The organism is Streptomyces sp. NPDC041968 (genome assembly GCF_055589025.1).
Window position 1 is genome coordinate 17973 of the sequence record NZ_JBVJCB010000019.1, and the last position, 23597, is coordinate 41569.

Here is a 23597-nt window from a genome sequence, read left to right on the forward strand (position 1 = left end):
TAGGCAGTGGACAGACGATAGCGGCACCGCCACCCCCGCGAGGTGTGGCAATACCCACACGTCGAACTGGCAGTGTTGTGCGAAGTCTCCTTGGCCCCGGACGGCCCCTTAGGACAGGATCGGCTCTCATGGACCTGCTGAACACGCTGGTGGACAAGGGGCTTCGGCGCGAGACGCCGACCCGCGAGGAGGCGCTCGCCGTCCTCGCCACTTCCGACGACGACCTGCTCGATGTGGTGGCCGCGGCCGGCAAGGTGCGCCGTCACTGGTTCGGCCGACGGGTGAAACTCAACTACCTCGTCAACCTCAAGTCGGGCCTGTGCCCCGAGGACTGCTCCTACTGCTCGCAGCGGCTCGGCTCCAAGGCCGAGATCCTCAAGTACACGTGGCTCAAGCCCGACCAGGCCTCCCGCGCCGCGGCGGCGGGCCTGGCCGGAGGCGCCAAGCGGGTGTGCCTGGTGGCCAGCGGACGCGGACCGACCGACCGGGACGTGGACCGGGTCTCGGACACCATCAAGGCCATCAAGGAGCAGAACGAGGCCGTCGAGGTGTGCGCCTGTCTGGGTCTGCTCTCGGACGGCCAGGCGGAGCGGCTGCGCGAGGCGGGCGCCGACGCCTACAACCACAACCTCAACACCTCTGAGGCGACGTACGGGGACATCACGACCACGCACACGTACGCCGACCGGGTGGACACGGTGCGCAAGGCGCACGCGGCGGGACTCTCCGCCTGCTCGGGGCTGATCGCGGGCATGGGCGAGAGCGACGAGGACCTGGTAGACGTGGTCTTCTCGCTGCGCGAACTGGACCCCGACTCCGTGCCCGTCAACTTCCTCATCCCGATGGAGGGCACGCCGCTGGCGAAGGAGTGGCACCTCACCCCGCAGCGGTGCCTGCGCATCCTCGCGATGACGCGGTTCGTCTGCCCGGACGTCGAGGTGCGCATCGCGGGCGGCCGCGAGGTCCATCTGCGCACGATGCAGCCGCTCGCCCTGCACCTGGCCAACTCCATCTTCCTGGGCGACTACCTCACCAGTGAGGGGCAGGCGGGCCGGACCGACCTGGAGATGATCGCGGACGCCGGGTTCGAGGTGGAGGGCGCGGGCGAGGTGACCCTGCCCGAGCACCGGGCCACGGCGGGCGGCGGCTGCGGGTCGCACGAGGGTGGCGGCGGCTGCGGCTCCCATGAGGGTGGCGGCGGCTGCGGGTCCCACGCGGGGGACGGTGTCTGCGGCTCCGTACCGGCCGGGGCGGACCGCGGCTCGGCCGTGCCCGCCGGTCCGGCGGGGGCCGGTGAGATCCGTACCGACCTGGTCGCCGTACGCCGCCGTGGTGCCGGAACGGACCTCGCGCCCAATGCCTGAGCCCGAGCTGACCGTGGACGAGCTGCTGACGCTCGACCGTCGGCACGTCTGGCACCCGTACGGCCCCATGCCCGGCCGGCAGGACCCGCTCGTCGTGGAGTCGGCGAGCGGGGTGCGGCTGCGGCCGGCCGACGGCTCGGCCGAACTGGTCGACGGGATGTCGTCCTGGTGGTCGGCGATCCACGGGTACAACCACCCGGTGCTGAACGAGGCCGCGCGTGAGCAACTGGGGCGGATGAGCCATGTCATGTTCGGCGGGCTCACCCACGAGCCCGCCGTGCGACTGGCGAAGCTCCTTGTCGACATGTCGCCCGAGGGACTGGAGCACGTCTTCCTCGCCGACTCCGGGTCGGTGTCGGTCGAGGTCGCGGTCAAGATGTGCCTGCAGTACTGGCGCTCGCTGGGACGCCCGGCCAAGCGACGCCTGCTGACCTGGCGCGGCGGCTACCACGGCGACACCTGGCAGCCCATGTCGGTGTGCGACCCCGAGGGCGGGATGCACGACCTGTGGACGGGGGTGCTGCAGCGCCAGGTCTTCGCGGACGCACCCCCGGCGGAGTACGAGGAGACGTACGCCGATCACCTGCGGTCCATGATCGAGCGGCACGCCGACGAGCTGGCCGCGGTGATCGTGGAGCCGGTGGTGCAGGGCGCGGGCGGGATGCGGTTCCACTCCCCCGCCTATCTGCGCGTGCTGCGGGAGGCGTGCGACGCGTACGGCGTGCTGCTGGTGTTCGACGAGATCGCGACCGGGTTCGGGCGCACGGGCGCGTTGTTCGCGGCGGAGCACGCGGCGGTGGTGCCGGACGTGATGTGCGTCGGCAAGGCGCTGACCGGCGGCTACCTGACGATGGCGGCGACGCTGTGCACGGCGCGGGTGGCCGAGGGCATCTCCCGGGGCGAGGTGCCGGTGCTGGCCCACGGGCCGACGTTCATGGGCAATCCGCTGGCGGCGGCCGTGGCGTGCGCGTCGATCGGGCTGCTGCTCGGGCAGGACTGGCTCGGGGAGGTCAAGCGGATCGAGGCGGGCCTGCGGGAGGGGCTGGCGCCCGCCGCCGGTCTGCCGGGCGTGCGCGACGTGCGGGTGCTCGGCGCGATCGGCGTGGTGCAGCTGGACCACGACGTCGACATGGCGGCGGCGACGCGGGCCGCCGTGCGGGAGGGCGTGTGGCTGCGCCCGTTCCGCGACCTGGTCTACACGATGCCGCCGTACGTCACGGGTGACGCGGACGTGGCACGGATCGCCCGCGCGGTGTGCGCGGCGGCACGGGAGGGATGACATGCCGGTACTGGTGATCACGGGCACGGGCACGGAGGTCGGCAAGACGGTCGTGACCGGCGCCGTGGCCGCGGCGGCGGTGGCGGCCGGCCGTTCGGTGGCCGTGCTGAAGGCCGCGCAGACCGGCGTCCGGCCGGACGAACCCGGGGACGCCCAGGAGGTGGCGCGGCTCGCGGGCGAGGTGACCACGGCCGAAGTCGCCCGCTTCCCCGAGCCGCTGGCACCGTGGACGGCCGCGCGCCGGGCGGGCCGGGCGCCGGTGCGTCCGGCGGAGGTGGCGGAGGCGGCGGACAAGCTGGCCACCGAGCACGACCTGGTGCTGGTGGAGGGTGCGGGCGGGCTGCTCGTACGCTTCGACGCCGCGGGCGGGACGCTGGCCGACGTCGCCGCGCTGCTGGGGGCGCCCGTACTGCTGGTGGCGTCGGCGGGCCTGGGCACGCTCAACACCACGGAGCTGACGGCACGTGAGCTGCGGACCCGAGGGCTGGAGCTGCCCGGCGTGGTGATCGGCAGCTGGCCCGGTGCCCCGGACCTCGCCTCGCGCTGCAACCTCGCGGATCTGCCCGACGTGGCCGGCGCCCCTCTGCTCGGTGCCGTGCCCGCCGGGGCGGCGTCCCTCCCGCCGGGCGAGTTCCGGTCGTCGGCGCCCCGCTGGCTGGCGCCCCGGCTGGAAGGGACGTGGGACGCGGACGCGTTCCGGGCACGGCAGGCGCCCTGACCGCGGCGGCGGCCGGCACGGTCCGACGGCCGGGGCGGGGTGGCCGGACGGGGTGCCCCGGACGGTGTTCGCTCGCCCCGCCCGATGCCGTCGCACGCGGATGCGCCGGTGTGCCCATCCGGCGCACCGCGGACGGCGCCCCAGGCGGAACGCGCCGCCGACGCGGTGGGTACGCGGAGGCCGTGAGGGGGAGAATCGGGGTGAGGCACCACCTCGTGAAGGAGGTCCCATGCCCCTGCGATCCGCCCGCCCCCGCGGGGTGCCGCGGGACTCCGTGCACCACCCGCTGTTCGCCCGCTGCTACGCCAGGTGCAGTGTGGGCGCCGAGACCCGGATGGGCATGGGGCGCGTGCGCGAGCGGCTGCTCGCCGGACTGTCCGGCCGGGTGATCGAGATCGGCGCGGGCAACGGACTGAACTTCTCCCACTACCCGGGCACCGTCTCGGAGGTCGTCGCCATCGAACCGGAGCGCCTGCTGCGGCAGCTGGCCGTGGAGGCCGCGCTGCGCTCGCAGGTGCCGGTCGACGTGGCGCCGGGCGCGGCCGAGGCACTGCCGGTCAAGAGCGAGGCCTTCGACGCGGCCGTCGTCTCGCTGGTGCTGTGCAGCGTCCGCGACGTGCCCCGGGCCCTCGCGGAACTGCGGCGGGTCCTGCGCCCGGGTGGTGAGCTGCGCTTCTTCGAACACGGCCGGGGTGGCGGCCGGGTGATGACGCTCACCCAGAGGGCTCTGGACCGGACGCTGTGGCCACCGCTGAGCGGCGGCTGCCACCTGTCCCGTGAGCCGGTCGCCGCCCTGCGCGAGGCCGGCTTCGCGCTGGGCCCCTACCGGCGGGTGATGATGCCGGAGAACGGGCCGGCCCTGCCGACCTCGTACTGCGTGCTGGGCACGGCCTGGCGTCCGCCCGGGGCCGAGGCGTAGTCGCACGCCCCACCCGCGCAGCTCTCCCGCGGTCTCGTCGACGGACGCTTCACCGCTCCTGACCAGCAGGGCGAGGTCCCGCACCCGTTCGGGGGTGGTGACGACCTCGCTCCCGCGAGGTGGCGAACATCTCGGCCCGGTGGCGGGCGACGGCCGCGACCAGTGCTCCCCGGTCGGTGACCCGGGGGTCTCCCGGGGTTCGCTGTCCGGCGAGCATCAGCAGCCGGGCGAGGTCGATCCCGAGGTCGTCCATCGACGTCGCGCGACGGCTCAGCCGCGTACCCGCCCCTCGCCGGCCTCTTCGGCGAACACCGTCTCGTACTGCCGCATGAAGGGGCGGCCGCGTCCACGAAGGCGCGGCCCTGCCTCGCCGGTGTCCTGCCGGACCAGGTCCTCGATGTAGCGGTTGACGCTCACTCCCCGGGCCAGCGCGCGTTCGCGGGCCGCACGGGCGGCGCCCTCGTCCACGCGTACGTTCAGCTGGGCCTTTCGGGTCTTCGCCATACCTCGAAGCCAGCGCGGAACGCTGGCAGGGGCAAGAGCGGACTCCGCTCGACGCGCGGACGACCGTCCCACCCGGATGACTGACCCTCTTGGTCTCAAGTGCCGTGCGGGTGAGCAGAATTGATGTCGGTACCGCACCTCTCAGGAGTGAACCCGACCGATGCGGGCGCTGCGCGAGGGCGGACGGTCCGCATGCCGGAACACCCGCGTCTCCGCCCGACGCGCGTGGTGGGATCTGATCATGAACGATCTGCGGATACGGGCCGCCGGGCCCGGGGACCTGGACGTCGTGCTGGCCTTCTGGAAGGTCGCCGCCGAGGGGACGAGCATCAGCGACGACCGGGAGGGCGTGGAGCGGCTGGTCGCACGCGACCCCGAGTCCCTGGTCCTGGCCGAGCGGGACGGTGAGCTGGTGGGCACGGTGATCGCGGGCTTCGACGGCTGGCGCTGCCATCTGTACCGGTTGGCGGTCCACCCGGACCACCGGCGCCGGGGCATCGGCTCCGCGCTGCTCGCGGCCGCGGAGGAGCGCTTCGTACGGCTCGGCGGGCGTCGCGGGGACGCCATGGTGCTGCGGCGCAACGAGCGGGCCCAGCATGCCTGGCGGGCGGCCGGGTACGCGCCCGAGGAGCAGTGGCGACGCTGGGTGAAGCCCCTGGCCGACTGAAAGGCTGTGACCACCGGCGCATGAGCGAGTCCCCTTCGGCGAGTTCCCCGGCGCCTGCCCGGGCGCCCCACCCGGTTTCTCCCTCGGCGCCTTCCCCGGTTCATCCCTCGGCGCCTCCCCCGGCGCACGACATCGCGCGCATCGGCGCGTCCTGGCCGATCATGGGTGCGAGGTGACCCGATGACCGAAGTGCTCCTGCTGCTGGTGGCGATCCTGCTCTCGCTGGCCTGCGGCGCCTTCGTCGCGGCGGAGTTCTCGCTGACCACGGTCGAGCGCGGCGAACTGGAGCGGGCCGCGGCGCGCGGGGAGCGGGGTGCCGCGAGCGCGCTGAAGGCCGTCCGGAGCCTGACCTTCCAGCTCTCCGGGGCCCAGCTCGGCATCACCGTCACCAACCTCGTGGTGGGCATGCTCGCCGAGCCCTCCGTGGCCGCGCTGATCTCCGGTCCGCTGGAGAGCGCGGGCATGTCGGGTTCGGCGGCCTCGTCGCTGGCGCTGGTGCTGGGCACCGCCCTGTCGACGATCGTCCTGATGATCGTCGGTGAGCTGGTGCCGAAGAACTGGGCGATCTCCTCACCGCTGGCCGTCGCCCGGCGGGTGGGGGGCCCGCAGCGCTGGTTCAGCGCGGCCTTCCGGCCCTTCATCACGCATCTGAACAACACCGCCAACCGGATCGTCCGCCGCTTCGGCGTGGAGCCCGCCGAGGAGCTGGCGTCCGCACGCGGCCCCCAGGAGCTGGCGGCGCTCGCCCGGCACTCGGCCAAGGCGGGGGCCCTGGAGGCGGACACGGCCGAGTTGTTCGTCCGCACCCTGAACCTGGCCGACCTCACGGCGGGGAACGTGATGACCCCTCGCGTGCAGGTCATCGCCCTCGACTCCCGCGCGACCTGCGAGGACGTGGCGAACGCGACGCGGGCGACGGGGCTGTCCCGGTTCCCCGTCTACCGGGAGACCCTGGACGCCGTGGTGGGGACCGCCCACGTCAAGGACGTCCTCGCCGTGCCCGCCGAGCAGCGGCCCGCCATCCCGGTCGCCGACCTCATGCGCGAGCCGCTGCTCGTCCCCGAGTCGCTGACGGTCGACCGGTTGCTGGACCGGCTCTCGGGCCGGCGCACGATGGCCGTGGTGATCGACGAGTACGGCGGGACCGCGGGCGTGGCCACGCTGGAGGACATCGTCGAGGAGGTCGTCGGCGAGGTGCGGGACGAGCACGATCCGCACGAGACGCCCGAACTGGACCCGGCCGGTACCGACGAGCGGGGCCACGCCCTGTACTGGGCGGAGGGCGCGGCACGCGTGGACCGGCTCGCGCGTCTGGGGCTCCGGGTGCCCGACGGGCCGTACGAGACGGTCGCCGGGCTGGTCGCGGCCGAGCTGGGACGCATCCCCGCCGTGGGGGACACGGTGGAGGTCGCCGGCTGGGGACTGGAGGTCGTGGACGCCACGGGACGCCGGGCCGCCCGGGTGCTGCTGCACGCGCCGCTCGACGCGGCACGCGCGACCGGCGAGGACGGGGAGGCCGGACGGTGACCGCCGTACAACTGCTGATCGGTCTGGCGACGCTCGTCGTCAACGCGTTCTTCGTGGGCGCCGAGTTCGCGTTGATCTCGGTGCGGCGCAGCCAGGTGGAGCCCTACGCCGAGGAGGGCGACCGGCGGGCGAAGAGCGTGCTGTGGGGGCTGGAGCACGTGTCGGCGCTGATGGCGGCGGCCCAGCTCGGCATCACCCTGTGCACGCTGGTCCTCGGCGTCGTCGCGGAACCGGCGATCGCGCACCTGCTGGAGCCGCTGTTCCACGCCGTGGGCCTGCCGTCGGGCGTGGGGCACGCGGTCTCCTTCGCGATCGCCCTGTCGCTGGCGACGTACCTGCACATGCTGCTCGGTGAGATGGTGCCCAAGAACATCGCCCTGGCCGAACCGGTGCGCAGCGCGCTGCTGCTCGGGCCGCCCCTGGTGGCGCTGTCCCGGGCACTGCGTCCGGTGATCTTCACCGTCAACGCCTTCGCGAACGCCCTGCTCAAACTGCTCAGGGTCGAGGCCAAGGACGAGGTGTCGGCGACCTTCACGGACGCGGAACTGGCCGAGATCGTGAAGGACGCCAGTGAGGCCGGGCTGATCGACGACCGGGCCCAGGAGCGGCTGCACGACGCTCTGGAACTGGGCCGGCGGCCGGTCCGGGACGTGGTGCTGCCCCTGGAGAAGGTCGTCCACGCGCGCGTGGGCATCACCCCGGAGCAGTTGGAGCGGCTGTCGGCCCGGTCCGGCTTCTCCCGGTTCCCGGTGGTGGACGACGGGCGGCGGATCGTCGGCTACCTGCACGTGAAGGACGCCCTGGACGCCTCGCCGCGGGACCTGCCCTTCCGGCTGCCGGACATGCGGCCCATCGCACGGGTGCGGGAGAGCACGCCGCTGGACGACGTGCTCACCGCCATGCGGCGCAGCCGCACGCACCTGGCGGCGGTGCTCGGGTCCGACGGACGGCTGGCCGGGTTGGTGACCATGGAGGACGTGCTGCGCGAACTGTTCGGGCAGCGGACCTGAACGGAAGCCGAAAGGCGGAGGCGACCGACCGGCGGGTATGTGCGGGGGCTACCATTTCTGTCGCCATGCAGACGCATCCCACCCACACCAGCCTCGTCGCCGTCGGCGACTCCTTCACCGAGGGCATGTCGGACCTGCTGCCCGACGGCTCCTACCGGGGCTGGGCCGACATCCTCGCGGCGCGGATGGCCGCCCGCTCCCCCGGTTTCCGGTACGCGAACCTCGCGGTGCGCGGGAAGCTGATCGGACAGATCGTCGACGAGCAGGTCGACGTCGCGGCGGCCATGGGCGCCGACGTGATCACGCTGGTCGGCGGGCTCAACGACACCCTGCGTCCCAAGTGCGACATGGCCCGGGTGCGGGACCTGCTGACGCAGGCCGTGGAAGGGCTTGCCCCGCACTGCAAGCAGCTGGTGCTGATGCGCAGCCCGGGCCGGCAGGGGCCGGTGCTGGACCGGTTCCGGCCGCGCATGGAGGCGCTGTTCGCGATCATCGACGACCTGGCCGCGGAGCACGACGCCGTCGTCGTCGACCTGTACGGGGCCCGGTCGCTGGCCGACCCGCGGCTGTGGGACGTGGACCGGCTCCACCTGACCGCCGACGGGCACCGCCGGGTGGCGGAGGCGGTGTGGCAGTCCCTCGGCTACGAGCCGGAGGACCCCGACTGGCACGCGCCGGTACCCAAGACGCCGCCACCGGGCTGGATCATGCGGCGGACGGCGGACGTACGGTTCGCCCGGCAGCACCTGCTGCCCTGGATAGGCCGCAGGCTGACCGGCCGGTCCTCCGGCGACGGCCTGCCGGCCAAGCGCCCGGAGCTGCTGCCCTACGAGGACCTGGCGTGACCCCGCGCCGGCCCGCGCCAGGCCCGCCCGGACGGCCTTCGTAGCTTCCGACGAACAACCCCGCGGCGCTGGCCTGCACGAATCGCCAGTAGAATCCGTACACGTGACTTCCGCTCCCGCCAAGCCCCGCATCCCGAACGTCCTCGCCGGACGCTACGCCTCCGCCGAGCTCGCCACGCTCTGGTCGCCCGAGCAGAAGGTGAAGCTCGAGCGACAGCTCTGGCTCGCCGTGCTGCGGGCCCAGAAGGACCTCGGCATCGAGGTGCCGGACGCCGCGCTCGCCGACTACGAACGCGTCCTCGACCAGGTGGACCTCGCCTCGATCGCCGAGCGCGAGAAGGTCACGCGGCACGACGTGAAGGCGCGGATCGAGGAGTTCAACGACCTCGCCGGGCACGAGCACGTGCACAAGGGCATGACCTCCCGCGACCTGACGGAGAACGTCGAGCAGCTCCAGATCCGGCTCTCGCTGGAGCTGATCCGCGACCGCTCGGTGGCCGTCCTGGCCCGGCTGGGCAAGCTGTCCGGCGAGTACGCCGAGCTGGTCATGGCCGGTCGCTCCCACAACGTCGCCGCGCAGGCCACGACGCTGGGCAAGCGCTTCGCCACCGCCGCCGACGAGCTGCTCGTGGCGTACGGCCGGGTGGAGGAGCTGCTCGGCCGCTACCCGCTGCGCGGCATCAAGGGCCCGGTCGGCACCGCCCAGGACATGCTGGACCTGCTCGGCGGCGACGCGGGCAAGCTCGCGGAGCTGGAACAGCGGATCGCGACGCACCTCGGTTTCTCCCAGGCCTTCACCTCGGTCGGCCAGGTCTACCCGCGTTCGCTGGACTACGAGGTCGTCACCGCGCTGGTCCAGCTGGCCGCGGCGCCCTCCTCGCTGGCGAAGACCGTGCGGCTGATGGCCGGGCACGAGCTGGTCACCGAGGGTTTCAAGCCCGGCCAGGTCGGCTCCTCGGCGATGCCGCACAAGATGAACACCCGCTCCTGCGAGCGCGTCAACGGCCTGATGGTGATCCTGCGCGGCTACGCCTCGATGACCGGCGAGCTGGCCGGCGACCAGTGGAACGAGGGCGACGTGTCCTGCTCGGTGGTGCGCCGGGTGGCGCTCCCCGACGCGTTCTTCGCGCTGGACGGACTGCTGGAGACCTTCCTGACCGTGCTCGACGAGTTCGGTGCCTTCCCGGCCGTCGTCGCCCGGGAGCTGGACCGCTACCTGCCCTTCCTGGCCACCACCAAGGTCCTGATGGGCGCGGTGCGGGCCGGTGTCGGCCGCGAGGTCGCGCACGAGGCGATCAAGGAGAACGCCGTCGCCTCCGCCCTGGCCATGCGTGAGCAGGGCGCGGAGCGCAACGAGCTGCTCGACAAGCTGGCCGCCGACGAGCGCATCCCGCTGGACCGCGCCGCGCTGGACGCGCTGATGGCCGACAAGCTCTCCTTCACCGGCGCCGCGGCCGACCAGGTCGGTGTCGTCGTCGGCCGCATCGAGGAGATCGTCAAGCAGCACCCGGCCGCCGCGGCCTACACCCCCGGAGCGATCCTCTGACGCGCTTCACCCGGGCCGAGCTGGAGGCCGCCCGCGACCGTCTCGTACCGGACGTCGTCGCGGACGGCCTCCGCGTGCTGTTCTGCGGGATCAACCCCGGTCTGATGACGGCGGTCACGGGCCACCACTTCGCCCGCCCCGGGAACCGCTTCTGGCCGGTGCTGCATCTGTCCGGGTTCACACCCCGGCTGCTGAAGCCGTCGGAGCAGGGCGAGCTGCCGTCCTACGGGCTCGGCATCACGAACGTCGTCGCGCGGGCCAGCGCGCGGGCTGACGAACTGACGGCCGAGGAGTACCGCGAGGGCGGTCGGCTGCTGGCGCTGAAGGTGGCGCGGTTGCGGCCGCGCTGGCTGGCCGTCGTCGGAGTGACCGCGTACCGCGCGGCGTTCGACGACCGCAAGGCGCAGGTGGGCCCGCAGGCCAGGACCTTCGGGGACACCCGGGTGTGGGTGCTGCCCAACCCCAGCGGGCTCAACGCGCACTGGACGGCGCAGACGATGGCGGAGGAGTTCGCGCGGCTGCGGGTCGCGGCGGAGGCGGAGGAGTAGTCCGGGGTCACGGGGGTGCCTCCTGCGTGACGACGGCCAGCAACCGCACCTCGTCCGTCTCGTCCCGGTCGGCGACGGCGACCGCGACCCAGCGGCCGGTGCCCTCCGCCTCCCAGAGGTACGCCACGCGCGCGCGGGCGCTCAGGCCGGCCCACGGCTCGGGTATCTCCTCCCGGTCGCTCCGCAGCAGGACCGTCAGCAGATTCCAGGGGTCCGTCTCCCCCCAGCGGATGCTCAGGCGCTCGTACAGCGCGTCCCGGACCTTCTCGTACTGCTCCACCGCCACCGCCCGCTCCGCCGGGTCGCCGTCGGGCAGGCCGTGGCTGCTCTCCAGCACCGCCGTGAAGTGGCCGGGCCCCGCGGCGCCCCCGTCCGACGGGCCGTGCTCCGCCGGGAAGGGCCGGAAGCACAACTCGTCGACGAGGGCGATGTGCCGGGCGATGTCCATGCCGTCCAGTAAACCGGCCACCACTGACAATTGGCGGAGCGTCAGTCGCGGGCGTCGTCAGGCGTCCCGGCCGCGCAGCCGCCAGGCTCCCGCGAGGAGGGCCGCCGCGGTCCACAGCGCCGTCACCACGAGTCCCGCCCAGGGGCCCAGAATCCCGTCGTGCGTCTGGTACAGGACGACTTGACCGGCCTTGTCCGGCAGGAAGTCAGTGGCACCGCCCGCGACGTCCCCGATCACGAAGGAGACGACGAGGAGGAACGGGATCAGGGTGGACAGGGTGGCCACGCCGCTGCGGAACAGGGCGGTGAGGCCGGCCGCGAGCAGGGCCATCAGCATGAGGTAGATGCCGCAGCCCACCACTCCGCGCGCCTGCTCGCCCGGGGTGAGCCCGTCCGCCGCGGGGCCGAGTCCCGCCCGGGCCGCCACGAGGGCGGCGAACGCGGTGAGCAGCCCCACCACGAGGACCGGTACGGCGACGACGCCGAGCTTCGCCGCGAACCACCGCCCGCGCCGCGGCACCGCCGCAAGGGAGAGCCGGATCCCGTTGCCCTGGTACTCGGAGGAGACGACCAAGGCGCCGAAGGCGACGGCGGCGATCTGGCCGGGCATGACGCCGGACAGGGCCATGAACAGCGGGTCGAAGTCCGGATCGGAGGTCTCGGAGACCCCGGCCAGCGCGGAGAAGGCGGTGGTGACCGCGAACACGGCCAGCAGCGCGCCGCACAGTGAGCGCAGGGTGAGTACCTTGAGCGCCTCGGAGCGGAGTACGGGTGCGAAGTGCATGGTCAGGCCTCCTGGGGCTGTGCGGTGAACTCGGTCTCGGTGGCCGTCAGGTCGAGGTAGGCCTGTTCCAAGGTGCCTTCCGCCGGGCTCAGTTCGAGGATCGGGACGCCGGCACCGGACATGGCGCGGCCGATGTCGTCCACGCGTGCGTGCGGCACGGTCCAGTACCCGTCGTGGTCTTCCACCGCCTCGTGCCCGTGCCGGGCGAGAGCCGCCTTGAGCGCGGTGGCGTCCGAGGTCCGGACACGGACGCTGGGCTGCACACGCGCGTCGATGAACTCCCGCATCGGGGTGTCGGCGAGCAGTCGGCCCCGCCCGAGGACGACCAGGTGGTCGGCGAAGGACGCGGTCTCGTTCATCAGGTGACTGGAGACCAGGACCGTGCGCCCCTCGGCCGCGAGGCGGCGCAACAGCTCGCGGATCCAGATGATGCCTTCCGGGTCCAGACCGTTCGAGGGCTCGTCCAGCATCACCACCTCGGGGTCGCCCAGCAGCGCGGCGGCGATGCCGAGCCGCTGGCGCATCCCCAGGGAGTACGTCTTCACCCGGCGGCGCGCCACCGAGGCGATGCCGGTCTCCTCCAGCACCTCGTCGACCCGGCGCGCGGGAAGGCGGTTGCTCGCCGCGAGGACGCGCAGGTGGTCCCGACCGGTGCGGGAGCCGTGGGCGGCGTCCGCGTCGAGCAGGGCGCCCACGTGCCGCAGCGGCTCGTCGAGGGTGGCGTAGGGGCGTCCGCCGACGGTCGCGGTGCCGGAGGTCGGCCGGTCGAGTCCGAGGACCAGGCGCATCGTGGTCGACTTCCCGGCGCCGTTGGGGCCGAGGAAGCCGGTGACGCGGCCGGGGCGGACGGTGAAGGTGAGGTCGTCGACGGCTCGTCGGGTGCCGTACTCCTTGGTGAGGTTCTGGACGTCGATGCTGGTCATGGCTACAGCGTGACGGTCCGTGCGGGGGCGGGTCCTCCCCCGCACGCGGAGACCGCCTCCCCCGTGCGGGGGAGGTGTGCTGTCAGTGGCCGCTGACAGGATGACGGAATGGTCCGCTTTCTGCGCCCGCTGATCCGAGGGACGACGTACACACGGCTGCTGCACCTGTGGGTGCCCATGCTCGTGGTGAGCGTGTGGGCGCTCATCGACGACACCACACTGTGGGTGCCCGCGGCGGTGCTGGTCCCGATCGGCTTCATTCCGGCGGTGCGGACCGGTGAGGGCGTGCAGGCCCGGCTGCTTCTCACGCCCGGCCCCGAGGACTCCGCCTTCTCGGTCGCGCCCTCGGCGACCTGGCGGGACCGGATGCGCACCGTGGTGTGGCTGGAACTGCGCATGCTGCTGGGCGTGCTGACCACGGGGGCCTGCGTCTGGCTGCCCATCGTCAGCGTCGAACTGGTCCGGCTCGCCCTGGGGTACCGGATCGACGACATACCGGTCCTGCGCGATGCCGCGACGCACTGGGCGTACGCGCTCCTCGCGCCGCTCCCTCTGCTCGGACTGTACGGCGCCGTGCTCGGCCTCGGCGCCCTGGCGACAGCGGGCGCCCGCACGTTCCTCGGCCCCTCGGCCGCCGAGCGCCTGGCCGCCCTCGAGGAACGCACCGAACAGCTCCTGGAGCGCACCCGCATAGCCCGCGAGCTGCACGACTCCATCGGGCACGCCCTGACCGTCGCCGTCGTTCAGGCCGGGGCCGCCCGCACGGCGAACAGTCCCGAGTTCACCGACCGGGCCCTGACCGCGATCGAGGAGACCGGCCGGGCCGCGCTGGAGGATCTGGAGCGGGTGCTCGGCGTGCTGCGGGAGACGGAGCGGCCCCTGAGCGCCAGACCGACGCTCGCCGACGCCGACCGTCTGCTGGAGTCCGCCCGCGCCTCCGGGGCGACGGTCGACGCCGAGGTCACGGGGCCGGTGGAGACCCTGCCGGGTCCCGTCTCCCGGGAGGGTTACCGCATCCTCCAGGAGGCGCTGACCAACGTGCTGCGGCACGCGGGGACGGTGCCGGCGCGGGTCCGCGTCGCGGTGGCGGACGGTGCGCTCACCCTGGAGGTGTGCAACGCGCTGCTGGACGGGAGAGCCGACCCCGGACGCGGCAGCGGTCTGCGCGGCATCCGCGAGCGTGCCGCGCTGCTCGGCGGGCACGCGCACACGGGGCCGGACGGCGCCGGCGACTGGCGGGTGCGGGTCGAGCTGCCGGCGGGCTGATCTACGCTGGACGAATGCCGGTCAGAGTGCTCCTCGTCGACGACGAACCCCTCGTACGCGCGGGTCTGCGGGCCGTGCTGGAGGCGCAGCCGGACATCGAGGTGGTCGGGGAGGCGGCCGACGGGGCGGCGGTCATCCCGCTGGTGCGGCAGGTGCGGCCGGACGTGGTGGCCATGGACGTCCGGATGCCGCTGCTGGACGGCATCGAGGCCACCCGCGCGCTGCTGCGGACGGTGGCCGACCCGCCGAAGATCCTCGTGGTGACGACCTTCGAGAACGACGAGTACGTGTACGAGGCACTGCGCGCCGGCGCCGACGGGTTCCTGCTGAAGCGGGCCCGGCCCGCCGAGATCGTGCACGCGGTACGACTGATCGCCGAGGGCGAGTCGCTGCTGTTCCCGGCCTCGGTGCGGCAGCTCGCCGCCGAGTACGGCGACGGCGGCGGTAACCGCGCGGCCCGCGCGGAGCTGACGCGGGCTCAGCTCACCGAGCGGGAGGGCGAGGTGCTGCGGCTGATGGCCCGCGGGTTGTCGAACGCGGAGATCGCCGCCCGGCTGGTCGTCGGCACGGAGACGGTGAAGTCGCACGTGAGCGCGGTTCTGGCCAAGCTGGGTGCGCGGGACCGCACCCAGGCGGTGATCACGGCGTACGAGTCGGGGTTCGTCGCGCCCGGCTGAGGAAACCCGCCCGTGGTGACCTCACGGACCGGCACTCGCCGGGGTGGACCGGGCCGAGTACGATCCGGCCAACACGCGCACAAGCTGGGAGGACGGACGTTGGGAGGGCTGACCGGCGGGGATCCGTCGCTGCTGCGGAGGATCAACTCCGCTGTGGTGCTGCACGCGTTGCGTGCCACGGACTGCGCGACGCTGACCGAGATCACCCGGGTGACGGGGCTGTCCCGGCCGACCGTCGAGGGTGTCGTCGAGGGGCTGATCGAGACCGGTCTGGTCGTCGAGGCGGCCGCCGACGAGGGCACGGCCCGGCGGCAGGGCCGGCCGGCCCGGCGCTTCCGGTTCCGGGCGGAGGCCGGGCACCTGCTCGGTCTGGAGATCGGTCCGCACCGCGTCGCCGCGCTCCTGTCCGGTCTGGACGGCCGGGTGATCGGCGCGCAGGCCAAGGACGTCGACGAGACCGCTTCGGCGGACGAGCGGCTGGAGCGGCTGCGCACGGCGGTCGCCGAGCTGTTGCGCCGGGCCGGGGTCGCCCGTGGTTCGCTGCGGGCCGTGGGCGCCGCCACGCCGGGCATCGTCGAGGCGGACGGCACGGTGCGGCTGAGCACCGCGCTGCCCGAGTGGACGGGGCTGCGCCTGGGCGAGCGGCTGAGCCGTTCCTTCAAGTGTCCGGTGCTGGTCGAGAACGACGCGAACGCGGCGGCCGTCGCCGAGCACTGGAAGGGCGCCGCCACCGAGTCCGACGATGTCGTGTTCGTCCTGGCCGGGCTCAGTCCGGGGGCCGGGGCGCTGATCGGCGGGCGGCTGCACCGGGGGTACGGCGGGGCGGCCGGTGAGATCGGCGCGCTGCACCTGCTGGGCCGGGGGGTGACACCGGAGACGCTGCTGTCCACGACGGACCAGCCGCTGCATCCGCTGGACGAGCAGGCGGTCGCGAAGGTGTTCGCCGAGGCGCGTGGGGGCGACGCACGGGCGCGCGCGGCCGTCGAGCGTTTCCTCCAGCGGCTGGTGCACGACGTGGCGGCGCTGGTACTGGCGCTCGATCCCGAACTCGTCGTCATCGGCGGCTGGGCGGCCGGCCTCGACGGCGTGCTGGAGCCGCTGCGGCAGGAGCTGGCACGTTACTGTCTGCGCCCGCCGAAGGTGGCCCTCTCGCTCCTCGGAGAGGCCGCCGTGGCCACGGGTTCGCTGCGGCTGGCGCTCGACCACGTGGAGGAGCAGCTGTTCGCCGTGGAGGGCGCGACGGCCCGCCGCTGACCCGGTGCGGGCCGGCCCACCGGCGAGGGCACCGGCCGGGCCGGGCCCGATCGTCGGCGGGCCGACCCGGACCGCCGTCAGGAGGCCCGGGTCTGCGGGCCGTGGTGTATCTCGACGTCGCCGGAGTCCCCGAACGTCAGCCGGCAGGTGTCCGCGCGGTAGGTGGCGACGGAGAGCGCGGCGGTGCGGCCCTCGGCGAGATAGCGGGTGGTGACCACGAGGACGGGCGCTCCCGGCAGCCGGTCCAGCTCCTTGGCGTCGTCGGCGCCGGCCGATCCCAGCTCCACGGCGCTCTCCTGCCCCTCCAGTTCGCCGCGCTGCAACTCGCGCAGCACGGCACGGGCGCGTGCGGCGCCGGAGGGCGCGTCGATGGCGGTGAGGTCGGGCACCGAGGACGGCGCGATGTAGAGCAGCTCGGCCGCTACGGGCAGGCCGTGCGTCCCGCGGGAACGGCGCACGGTGTGCACCGGCTCGTCCCGTCCGGTGCCCAGGGCGTCGGCGACGGCCGCGGGCGGTGCGGCGAGGACGCAGTCGGCGGGCTGCCAGACGTCGTCGGGCGCTCCGGGCCAGTCGTGCCGCCGGGTGCCGACGGCCACGCCGACGCGCGGCGGGGCGACGGTCGTGCCGACGCCGCGTCGACGCTGAAGCCTGCCCTCCAGTTCGAGTTGCTCCAGGGCCTGACGGAGGGTGGCGCGGGCGACGCCGAAGCGGGCGGCGAGGTCGCGCTCGTTGGGCAGTACCTCGCCCACCGAGAACTCCGTGTCCAGGGCCCGGCCGAGCAGGTTCCTGAGATGCCAGTACTTCGGCTCCGGTACCGGTTCCAACTGCGTGGTCCCCACCCTGTCCTCCGCAATCGCCGTGGTCCGGCGGCGTTTTGACGCCCTTGTTTATTAAAGGTTGTTGCAGTTCTCTGCGACCATAAAACGGCCCACACCCTTGGTCAAGACCAATCCGGTGAACAGGGCGGCGGAGCCCCCGCCGCGGGGCGGGGGCTCGGGCGGGGCAGGGGCGGCTAGCCGAGGGCGGCCAGGGAGCGCAGTTTGTCGGGGTTACGGATGATGTAGACCGACTGGATGCGGCCGTCCGCCACGTCCAGTTGGAAGACGGAGTCGGGTTCGCTGCCGGACAGCACCAGCAGCGCCGGGCCTCCGTTGAGTTCCAGGAAGTGGAACGAGACGTCCGGGACTCCCTTGTGCGCGGCCCCGAGCAGGAAGCGGGCCACCTTGCCGGAGGTCTCCACGACGCGCAGCGGCACTCTGGCCTTGCCGCCGCTGTCGCCCACCAGCCGCACGTCCGGCGCGAGCAGCGCCATCAGCCCGTCGAGATCGCCCTCGGTCGCCGCGGCGAGGAAGCGCTCGGTGAGGTCCCGGCGCTGCGCGGGGTCGACCTCGTAGCGGGGCCGCCGTTCGTCCACGTGCCTGCGGGCCCGCCCGGCCAGCTGGCGCACGGCCGCCTCACCGCGCTCCAGCATGGCGGCGATCTCGGCGTACGGGTAGCCGAACGCCTCCCTCAGGACGAACACCGCCCGCTCCAGCGGCGACAGCGACTCCAGGACCACGAGGACGGCGAGGGACACGGAGTCGGCGAGCACGGCCCGCTCCTCGGTGTCCGCGACGACGTCCCCGAAGTCGGTGACGCAGGGCTCGGGCAGCCACGGTCCGACGTACGTCTCGCCCCGCGACTTGATCTGCCGCAACCGGTCGATGGCGACCCGGGTGGTGATCCGCACCAGGTAGCCGCGCGGCTCGCGGACGCCGGACCGGTCGGCACCGGACCAGCGCAGCCAGGCCTCCTGGACCACGTCCTCGGCGTCGGCCAGTCGACCCAGCATGCGGTAGGCGACCCCCAGGAGGACGGGGCGGTGCGCTTCGAAGACGTCGGTGGCGGTGTCGGCGGTCACCGCTCCATCCCAGCGGACGCGCCTCGCCCTGTCCAGGCGGGATCGCCCGCCTCCGGGAGGGTCCGGGCGAAGGGGCGGCGCCCGGGGGCTACCCGTCGGTAGCCACTACTGACAGTCTGTCTACGCAACGCCGTCATCGCCCACGCCGTCCCGCAGACGCGTATTCCCGACAAGGAGTCCCATGTCCGCAACGCTCTCCTTCACGGCCCCCACCGAGCACGGCCCCCAGGACATCACCCTGTCCTACACGCGCGCGGGCGCCGGTGAGCCGCTGCTCCTGCTGCACGGCATAGGCCACCACCGGCAGGCCTGGGACCCGGTGGTCGACATCCTCGCGACCGAGCGCGACGTGATCGCCGTGGACCTGCCGGGATTCGGGCAGTCCTCCGCGCTGCGGCAAGGGCTCCCGCACGACCTGCCGACGACGACCGCGGTGCTCGGCGCGTTCTGCGCGGCGCTGGGCCTGGACCGGCCGCACGTGGCGGGCAACTCCCTGGGCGGTCTGCTGGCCCTGGAACTCGGCCGGGAGAACCTGGTGCGGTCGGTGACGACCCTCTCCCCGGCCGGCTTCTGGACGCAGACCGAGCGGCGCTACGCCTTCGGCGTGCTCACGGGCATGCGCCGGACCGCTCGCGCCCTGCCGCTCCCCCTCGTCGAGCGGCTGTCCCGCACTGCGGCCGGCCGCACCGCCCTGACCAGCACGATCTACGCCCGTCCGGCGCGCCGCTCCCCCGAGGCCGTGGTCGCCGAGACGCTCGCCCTCGCCCGCGCCGAAGGCTTCGCCGAGACGCTCCGGGCGGGGCGCACCGTGCTCTTTTCCGACGACGTCCCCGGCCTCCCCGTCACCGTGGCGTGGGGCACCCGGGACCGGTTGCTGCTGCCCCGGCAGGGCGTCCGCGCCAAGCGGGTCATCCCGCGGGCCCGGCTGGTGCGCCTGCCCGGCTGCGGTCACGTACCGATGAACGACGACCCGGCACTGGTCGCCCGCGTCCTGCTGGACGGCAGCCGCAGCCGGTCGGCCGGGACCGTGAGCACCTCGCTCCGCGCGGTCGCCTCGTAGCGCGTCCGCATGCCGGCCGCGGCCGTCCGAGGCGATGTCCCCTCCGGCGGGGACCGGCATTCCGGTTTGTCGCTCCAAACGCTCGGGTAGGAAAGGGCCCTGGCCGACCACGGGAAAGTCGGCCTCGGTTTCCCCTGCTTCACCGAGAGACGACGGGCCGCAATCCGACATGGCGCACCATTCCATCCTCCCATCGCCCGCTGAATGCCCCTGGGAGGAAATCCTCCAGCATCGCGAACGCCTCATGCGGTTGGTTCGGCGAAGACTGCCGAGCCTTCAGGACGCCGAGGACTGCGTTCAGGAGACCATGGCCCGCACTGCTGCCCACGCCACGCTGGACCGGAATCGACTCGGTGCCTTTCTGACCTCCGTGGCGCTCCGCCTCTGCATCGACTTCCACCGTGACCTGGAACGTCGCGGCAGACTCCTCCACCGTGCGGCGTTCGTCGACACCCCCGGCCCGGGTGAGGAGGACGTCTGCGACGAGGACTTCGGCAGATGGCTGCTCGGCCAGGTCCGGCATCTTCGGGGGCGGGAGCAGGAAATCATACTCGCCCGCACCAAGGGCATATCCACTGCGGAATTCGCCCGTCTGCACAATATTTCACTGAAGGCGGCAGAGGCCGCCTTCACCAGGGGGCGTGCACGATTGAGAAAAGCGTGCACGAAGGCCTTGGAAGAATGCCCCCGATAACATTCGTCAGCACATCCGGCACATCGGCGCCCCGCTCGGCCCGGTCGACCCGGCGGCCCTCGGGGCGGCGGTATCCGGTGTCGACGGGCCCAACCCCTCGTAGGGTGAGGGTGATCGGGCGCGGATGAATCTCGGGGGGACTGCTTTCATGACGCCAGCGCCGACCGGCCCGGGCGGCCGACCGGGTTGCATCCACGGCAGCACGACAGGGGCCGGTGGCACGACCGGGACCGCCGCATGGGAGTTGCTGCTGCCCGCCGCCTCGGCGCCGGCGCGGGCGCGCGGCCGCGCGCTCCAGGCCGCGTTGCGGGACGCGGTCCGCTCGGGACGGCTCTCGCCCGGCACCCGTCTGCCGTCGAGCCGGGACCTCGCGGCCGACCTCGGGGTGTCGCGCGGACTGGTGACCGAGGCGTACGAGCAACTCACCGCCGAGGGCTACCTGCGCAGCGGGCGCGGCGCGGGGACCTGGGTGGGCGACGCCGTACGGGCCGCCCGCCCTCGTGCGCGGGACCTCGCCCCGCGCGCGCCGGGCGACCACACCGACTTCGTGCCGGGGACACCGGATCTGTCGCTCTTCCCCCGCGCGGCCTGGGCCGCCGCACAGCGGGGCGTGCTGGCGGAGCTGCCGCACGAGAGCCTCGGTTACCCCGACCCGCGCGGGCTGCCGCGGCTGCGGACCGCGCTGGCCGAACTGCTCTCGCGGCGCCGGGGCGTGGTGGCCGATCCGGAACGGATCATGGTCGTCTCCGGGGTGGCGCAGGCGACGGCCCTGCTCGCGAGCGTGCTGCGGGCGCGCGGGACGCGTACCGCCGGCGTCGAGGACCCCGGCAGCCCCCAGCACGACGCCCTGTACGCGTCGGCGGGTGTGCGCACCGTGCCGCTGCCCCTGGACGACGAGGGGATCGCCGTCGGCCCGCTGCGCGCCTCGGGCGTGCGCTGCATCGTGACGACTCCGGCCCACCAGTTCCCGACCGGGATCGCCTACTCCGCGAGGCGGCGCGCCGAACTGCTGGACTGGGCGCGGTCCGTGGACGGCCTCGTCGTGGAGGACGACTACGACGGTGACTTCCGCTACGACCGCGCTCCCGTGGGCGCCCTCCAGGGGCTCGACCCCGAACGCGTCGCCTACACGGGCTCGGTCAGCAAGTCCCTCGCGCCGGGGCTGCGGCTGGGCTGGCTGCTGGTTCCCGAGTGGCTCGCGGAGGACGCCGTCCAGCGCAAACGCACCACCGACCTCGGACATCCGGCCCTCGACCAGGCCGTCTTCGCGCGCTTCGTGGAACGCGGCGACTACGACCGTCAACTGCGGTCGTGCCAGCGCGCCTACCGCGAGCGGCGCGACACCCTGGTCGCCGCGCTGGGCGAGCACTTCCCCGGCTCGCGGGTCTCCGGCATCGCCGCCGGCCTGCACGCCATCGCCGCGCTCCCCGAGCGCCACGGACCCGAGGAGCGCTTCCTCGCACGGGCGAGGGAGGCCGGAATCGCGGTGCGTGCGCTGACGGAGTACGGACACGGGGCGGGTGGCGAGGAGGCGGCGGAGAAGGGGGTGCGGCTGGTGCTGGGGTACGCGCACCTGACGCCGGGGCGCGTCCGGGCGGGGGTGGAACGGATGGCGCGGGCCGTATGAGACGTGCCGCGTCCCCGTGCGGGGCGGGAGCGGAGCGTTCCTCGGGCGAGTGCCGTACGACGCGGGAGCGGGACGCCCCCCGGACGAGTACCGCGCGCGGCACGGCCGGATGACCCCGTGGGGGCGGGCGCCTGTTCACCCGGAATTTCCGTGGCCGCCGCGCCGCACCAGTAGGTCTGGCTCTGCACACCCCGGCCGCAGCGCCGGCCGGTTCCCGTCCCTGGAGGCGTATCCATGTCCCACCGCCCGTCGCCCGGTCGCCGCAGCGTGCTGCGCGGCTCCCTCGCCGCGTCCGCGGCCCTCACCCTGCCCACGGCCCTCGGGTCCGCGCCGGCGTTCGCCCGTTCCGGCCGGCCGGGTGCGGGGTGGGGCGTGCAGACCGGGGACGTGACCTCCCACTCCGGTCTGGTGTGGGTACGGTCCGACCGGCCGGCCCGGATGATCGTCGAGACGTCCGCGACCGAGTCGTTCCGCAACCCGCGCAGATGGCGCGGCCCGCTGCTCGGGGCCGGCACCGACTTCACCGGCACGACCAGCCTGACCGGTCTGCCGCCCGGCGAGCAGATCCACTACCGCGTGCTCCTCGCCGACCCGGACGACCCGCGCCGCACCGGCGAGCCGGTCCCCGGCACCTTCCGCACGGTGCCGGTGCGCCGGCGCGGGGGAACGCGGTTCGTGTGGTCCGGCGACCTGGCCGGCCAGGGCTGGGGCATCAACCCCGACCTCGGCGGCTACCGCATCTTCGACGCGATGGGCGCCCTGGACCCGGACTTCTTCCTGTGCAGCGGCGACACCATCTACGCCGACGGCCCCATCGCCGGGACGGCCGCGCTGCCCGACGGCGGTACCTGGCGGAACGTCACCACCGAGGAGAAGTCGAAGGTCGCCGAGACCCTCGCGGAGTTCCGCGGCAACTTCCGCTACAACCTGCTCGACGAGAACCTGCGGCGCTTCAACGCCCGGGTCCCCTCGGTCATCCAGTGGGACGACCACGAGGTCCGCAACAACTGGTACCCGGGACAGGTGATCGCGGACACGGACGCCCGCTACACCGAGAAGAGCGTCGACGTGCTGGCCGCCCGGGCCCGGCGCGCGTTCGGTGAGTACTTCCCGATCTCCACTCTCCGCCCCGGCGCCCGGGAGGGACGCGTGCACCGGGTGCTGCGCCAGGGGCCGCTGCTCGACGTTTTCGTGCTGGACATGCGGACCTACCGCAACGCCAACTCCCCCGGCGACCAGAGCGTCGACCCGCAGGGCATCCTGGGCCGCGAGCAGTTGGAGTGGCTCAAGCGGGAGCTGTCCCGCTCGCGGGCGGTGTGGAAGGTGATCGCCGCCGACATGCCGATCGGCCTGGTCGTCCCCGACACCTCCGAGGGCGGCGCGAACGTCGAGGCCGTGGCGCAGGGCGACCCGGGCGCGCCGCTGGGCCGTGAGCTGCAGATCGCCGAACTGCTCCGGTTCGTCAAGCACCGGCGGATCACCGGCACCGTGTGGCTGACGGCCGACGTGCACCACACGTCGGCGCAGCACTACCAGCCCTCACGGGCCGCGTTCAACGACTTCGAGCCGTTCTGGGAGTTCGTGTCCGGGCCGCTCAACGCGGGTGCCTTCCCGGCCAGCGCCCTCGACGGCACCTTCGGCCCCGAGCGGGTCTTCGTGAAGGCGCCGACCGCGTCGAACGTCTCGCCCGCGGGCGGCTACCAGTTCTTCGGCGAGGTCGACATCGACGGTGACACCGCCGAGATGACGGTCCGGCTGCGCGAGCAGGACGGCACGGTGCTGTTCACGAAGGTGCTCCGGCCGGGCCGGGTCGGCCAGTAGGTCCCCTGGCTCCCGTAGGTCCCGTAGGTCCCGTAGCCTGTCGGGTGTGCCGCGCATCGGCGTCATCCCCCGGTGCGCGGCCCGGAGTTGCCGTCCGAGACGGGGGAAAGCCGCGTCTCCGCCCTCGTCGTAAAAAGTGCAACAAATGCCCCAGAGGCACTCTTTACCCGTCTGTCACGGGGCGTTCGCGATCACGCAACACCCCTCCTCCACAGTG

General features: G+C 73.5%; 23 protein-coding genes and 1 pseudogene. 17 read left to right on the plus strand and 7 right to left on the minus strand.

Annotated features, from left to right (window positions below; all coding sequences use genetic code 11):
• The first annotated feature begins 128 nt into the window (after positions 1-128).
• The 4 genes from bioB (at position 129) to ACZ6EG_RS32815 (ending at position 4280) form a co-directional block, all read left to right on the plus strand.
• Positions 129-1364, plus strand: coding sequence for a biotin synthase BioB (gene bioB / locus ACZ6EG_RS32800; protein ID WP_391969411.1), 1236 nt, complete (start codon positions 129-131; stop codon positions 1362-1364).
• A complete protein-coding gene (locus tag ACZ6EG_RS32805; protein WP_391969412.1) occupies positions 1357-2643 on the plus strand; it encodes an adenosylmethionine--8-amino-7-oxononanoate transaminase in 1287 nt (428 codons plus the stop codon). The genes bioB and ACZ6EG_RS32805 overlap by 8 nt, the downstream gene beginning before the upstream one ends.
• Position 2644: 1 nt before the next feature.
• A complete protein-coding gene (bioD, locus tag ACZ6EG_RS32810; protein WP_391969413.1) occupies positions 2645-3361 on the plus strand; it encodes a dethiobiotin synthase in 717 nt (238 codons plus the stop codon).
• Positions 3362-3590: 229 nt separating this feature from the next.
• The gene (locus ACZ6EG_RS32815; protein WP_469610125.1) at positions 3591-4280 is read left to right on the plus strand and encodes a class I SAM-dependent methyltransferase; all 690 of its coding nucleotides are present in this window, start codon (positions 3591-3593) and stop codon (positions 4278-4280) included.
• 9 nt (positions 4281-4289) lie between these two features.
• Here the strand turns inward: ACZ6EG_RS32815 and ACZ6EG_RS32820 are convergent.
• Both ACZ6EG_RS32820 and ACZ6EG_RS32825 read right to left on the minus strand, forming a co-directional pair.
• Positions 4290-4533: pseudogene (locus tag ACZ6EG_RS32820) on the minus strand (fic family toxin-antitoxin system, toxin component); the annotation flags it as partial.
• 17 nt (positions 4534-4550) lie between these two features.
• Complete coding sequence (locus ACZ6EG_RS32825) at positions 4551-4784, minus strand: toxin-antitoxin system HicB family antitoxin (protein ID WP_391969415.1); 234 nt, start codon at positions 4782-4784, stop codon at positions 4551-4553.
• Between the two features lie 241 nt (positions 4785-5025).
• On the opposite strand from ACZ6EG_RS32825, the gene ACZ6EG_RS32830 reads away from it, so the two are divergent.
• The 6 genes from ACZ6EG_RS32830 (at position 5026) to mug (ending at position 10927) form a co-directional block, all read left to right on the plus strand.
• A complete protein-coding gene (locus ACZ6EG_RS32830) occupies positions 5026-5451 on the plus strand; it encodes a GNAT family N-acetyltransferase (RefSeq protein WP_469610128.1) in 426 nt (141 codons plus the stop codon).
• A gap of 180 nt (positions 5452-5631) precedes the next feature.
• On the plus strand, positions 5632-6978 hold the full coding sequence (locus ACZ6EG_RS32835; protein ID WP_391969417.1) for a hemolysin family protein: 1347 nt from the start codon (positions 5632-5634) through the stop codon (positions 6976-6978).
• Positions 6975-7988 carry a hemolysin family protein gene (locus tag ACZ6EG_RS32840; protein ID WP_356606409.1) on the plus strand — a complete coding sequence of 338 codons (1014 nt, stop codon included), beginning with the start codon at positions 6975-6977 and terminating at the stop codon, positions 7986-7988. The genes ACZ6EG_RS32835 and ACZ6EG_RS32840 overlap by 4 nt, the downstream gene beginning before the upstream one ends.
• A 65-nt stretch (positions 7989-8053) precedes the next feature.
• Positions 8054-8833: an SGNH/GDSL hydrolase family protein gene (locus tag ACZ6EG_RS32845; protein ID WP_391969418.1), complete on the plus strand. Its 780-nt coding sequence runs from the start codon at positions 8054-8056 to the stop codon at positions 8831-8833.
• A 103-nt stretch (positions 8834-8936) separates the two neighbouring features.
• Positions 8937-10379 (plus strand): adenylosuccinate lyase, encoded by a 1443-nt coding sequence (gene purB / locus ACZ6EG_RS32850; protein ID WP_391969419.1) that lies wholly within the window; start codon positions 8937-8939, stop codon positions 10377-10379.
• Positions 10376-10927, plus strand: coding sequence for a G/U mismatch-specific DNA glycosylase (mug, locus tag ACZ6EG_RS32855; RefSeq protein WP_356606917.1), 552 nt, complete (start codon positions 10376-10378; stop codon positions 10925-10927). Before purB ends, mug begins: the two co-directional genes overlap by 4 nt.
• Positions 10928-10934: 7 nt before the next feature.
• On the opposite strand, the gene ACZ6EG_RS32860 is transcribed toward mug, so the two are convergent.
• From ACZ6EG_RS32860 to ACZ6EG_RS32870, 3 genes are read right to left on the minus strand one after another with little or no spacing between them, the layout of a single operon-like run.
• Entirely contained in the window at positions 10935-11375 is a 441-nt protein-coding gene (locus ACZ6EG_RS32860) for a hypothetical protein (protein ID WP_391969420.1), read from the minus strand.
• Between the two features lie 57 nt (positions 11376-11432).
• A complete protein-coding gene (locus ACZ6EG_RS32865) occupies positions 11433-12158 on the minus strand; it encodes an ABC transporter permease (protein ID WP_469610134.1) in 726 nt (241 codons plus the stop codon).
• A gap of 2 nt (positions 12159-12160) precedes the next feature.
• Entirely contained in the window at positions 12161-13081 is a 921-nt protein-coding gene (locus ACZ6EG_RS32870) for an ABC transporter ATP-binding protein (protein WP_391969422.1), read from the minus strand.
• A 108-nt stretch (positions 13082-13189) separates the two neighbouring features.
• On the opposite strand from ACZ6EG_RS32870, the gene ACZ6EG_RS32875 reads away from it, so the two are divergent.
• The 3 genes from ACZ6EG_RS32875 (at position 13190) to ACZ6EG_RS32885 (ending at position 16278) form a co-directional block, all read left to right on the plus strand.
• Positions 13190-14347 carry a sensor histidine kinase gene (locus ACZ6EG_RS32875; RefSeq protein WP_469610137.1) on the plus strand — a complete coding sequence of 386 codons (1158 nt, stop codon included), beginning with the start codon at positions 13190-13192 and terminating at the stop codon, positions 14345-14347.
• A 14-nt stretch (positions 14348-14361) separates the two neighbouring features.
• On the plus strand, positions 14362-15024 hold the full coding sequence (locus ACZ6EG_RS32880; protein WP_356606395.1) for a response regulator transcription factor: 663 nt from the start codon (positions 14362-14364) through the stop codon (positions 15022-15024).
• A gap of 99 nt (positions 15025-15123) precedes the next feature.
• Positions 15124-16278, plus strand: a complete 1155-nt coding sequence (locus ACZ6EG_RS32885; RefSeq protein ID WP_356606393.1) for an ROK family transcriptional regulator — start codon at positions 15124-15126, stop codon at positions 16276-16278.
• Positions 16279-16355: 77 nt separating this feature from the next.
• Here the strand turns inward: ACZ6EG_RS32885 and ACZ6EG_RS32890 are convergent, their stop codons facing one another.
• Positions 16356-17117 (minus strand): GntR family transcriptional regulator, encoded by a 762-nt coding sequence (locus ACZ6EG_RS32890; RefSeq protein ID WP_391969424.1) that lies wholly within the window; start codon positions 17115-17117, stop codon positions 16356-16358.
• Positions 17118-17290: 173 nt separating this feature from the next.
• Positions 17291-18178 carry an RNA polymerase sigma-70 factor gene (locus ACZ6EG_RS32895; protein WP_391969425.1) on the minus strand — a complete coding sequence of 296 codons (888 nt, stop codon included), beginning with the start codon at positions 18176-18178 and terminating at the stop codon, positions 17291-17293.
• 181 nt (positions 18179-18359) lie between these two features.
• Between ACZ6EG_RS32895 and ACZ6EG_RS32900 the strand changes: the two genes are divergently transcribed.
• The 4 genes from ACZ6EG_RS32900 to ACZ6EG_RS32915 all read left to right on the plus strand — a co-directional run bounded on the left by ACZ6EG_RS32900 (position 18360) and on the right by ACZ6EG_RS32915 (position 23380).
• Positions 18360-19238 carry an alpha/beta fold hydrolase gene (locus ACZ6EG_RS32900; protein ID WP_391969426.1) on the plus strand — a complete coding sequence of 293 codons (879 nt, stop codon included), beginning with the start codon at positions 18360-18362 and terminating at the stop codon, positions 19236-19238.
• Positions 19239-19482: 244 nt separating this feature from the next.
• Positions 19483-19932, plus strand: coding sequence for an RNA polymerase sigma factor (locus ACZ6EG_RS32905; protein ID WP_469610231.1), 450 nt, complete (start codon positions 19483-19485; stop codon positions 19930-19932).
• A gap of 148 nt (positions 19933-20080) precedes the next feature.
• On the plus strand, positions 20081-21559 hold the full coding sequence (gene pdxR / locus ACZ6EG_RS32910; protein ID WP_391969427.1) for a MocR-like pyridoxine biosynthesis transcription factor PdxR: 1479 nt from the start codon (positions 20081-20083) through the stop codon (positions 21557-21559).
• Positions 21560-21793: 234 nt separating this feature from the next.
• Positions 21794-23380 (plus strand): alkaline phosphatase D family protein, encoded by a 1587-nt coding sequence (locus ACZ6EG_RS32915; RefSeq protein WP_391969428.1) that lies wholly within the window; start codon positions 21794-21796, stop codon positions 23378-23380.
• Positions 23381-23597 lie beyond the last annotated feature (217 nt).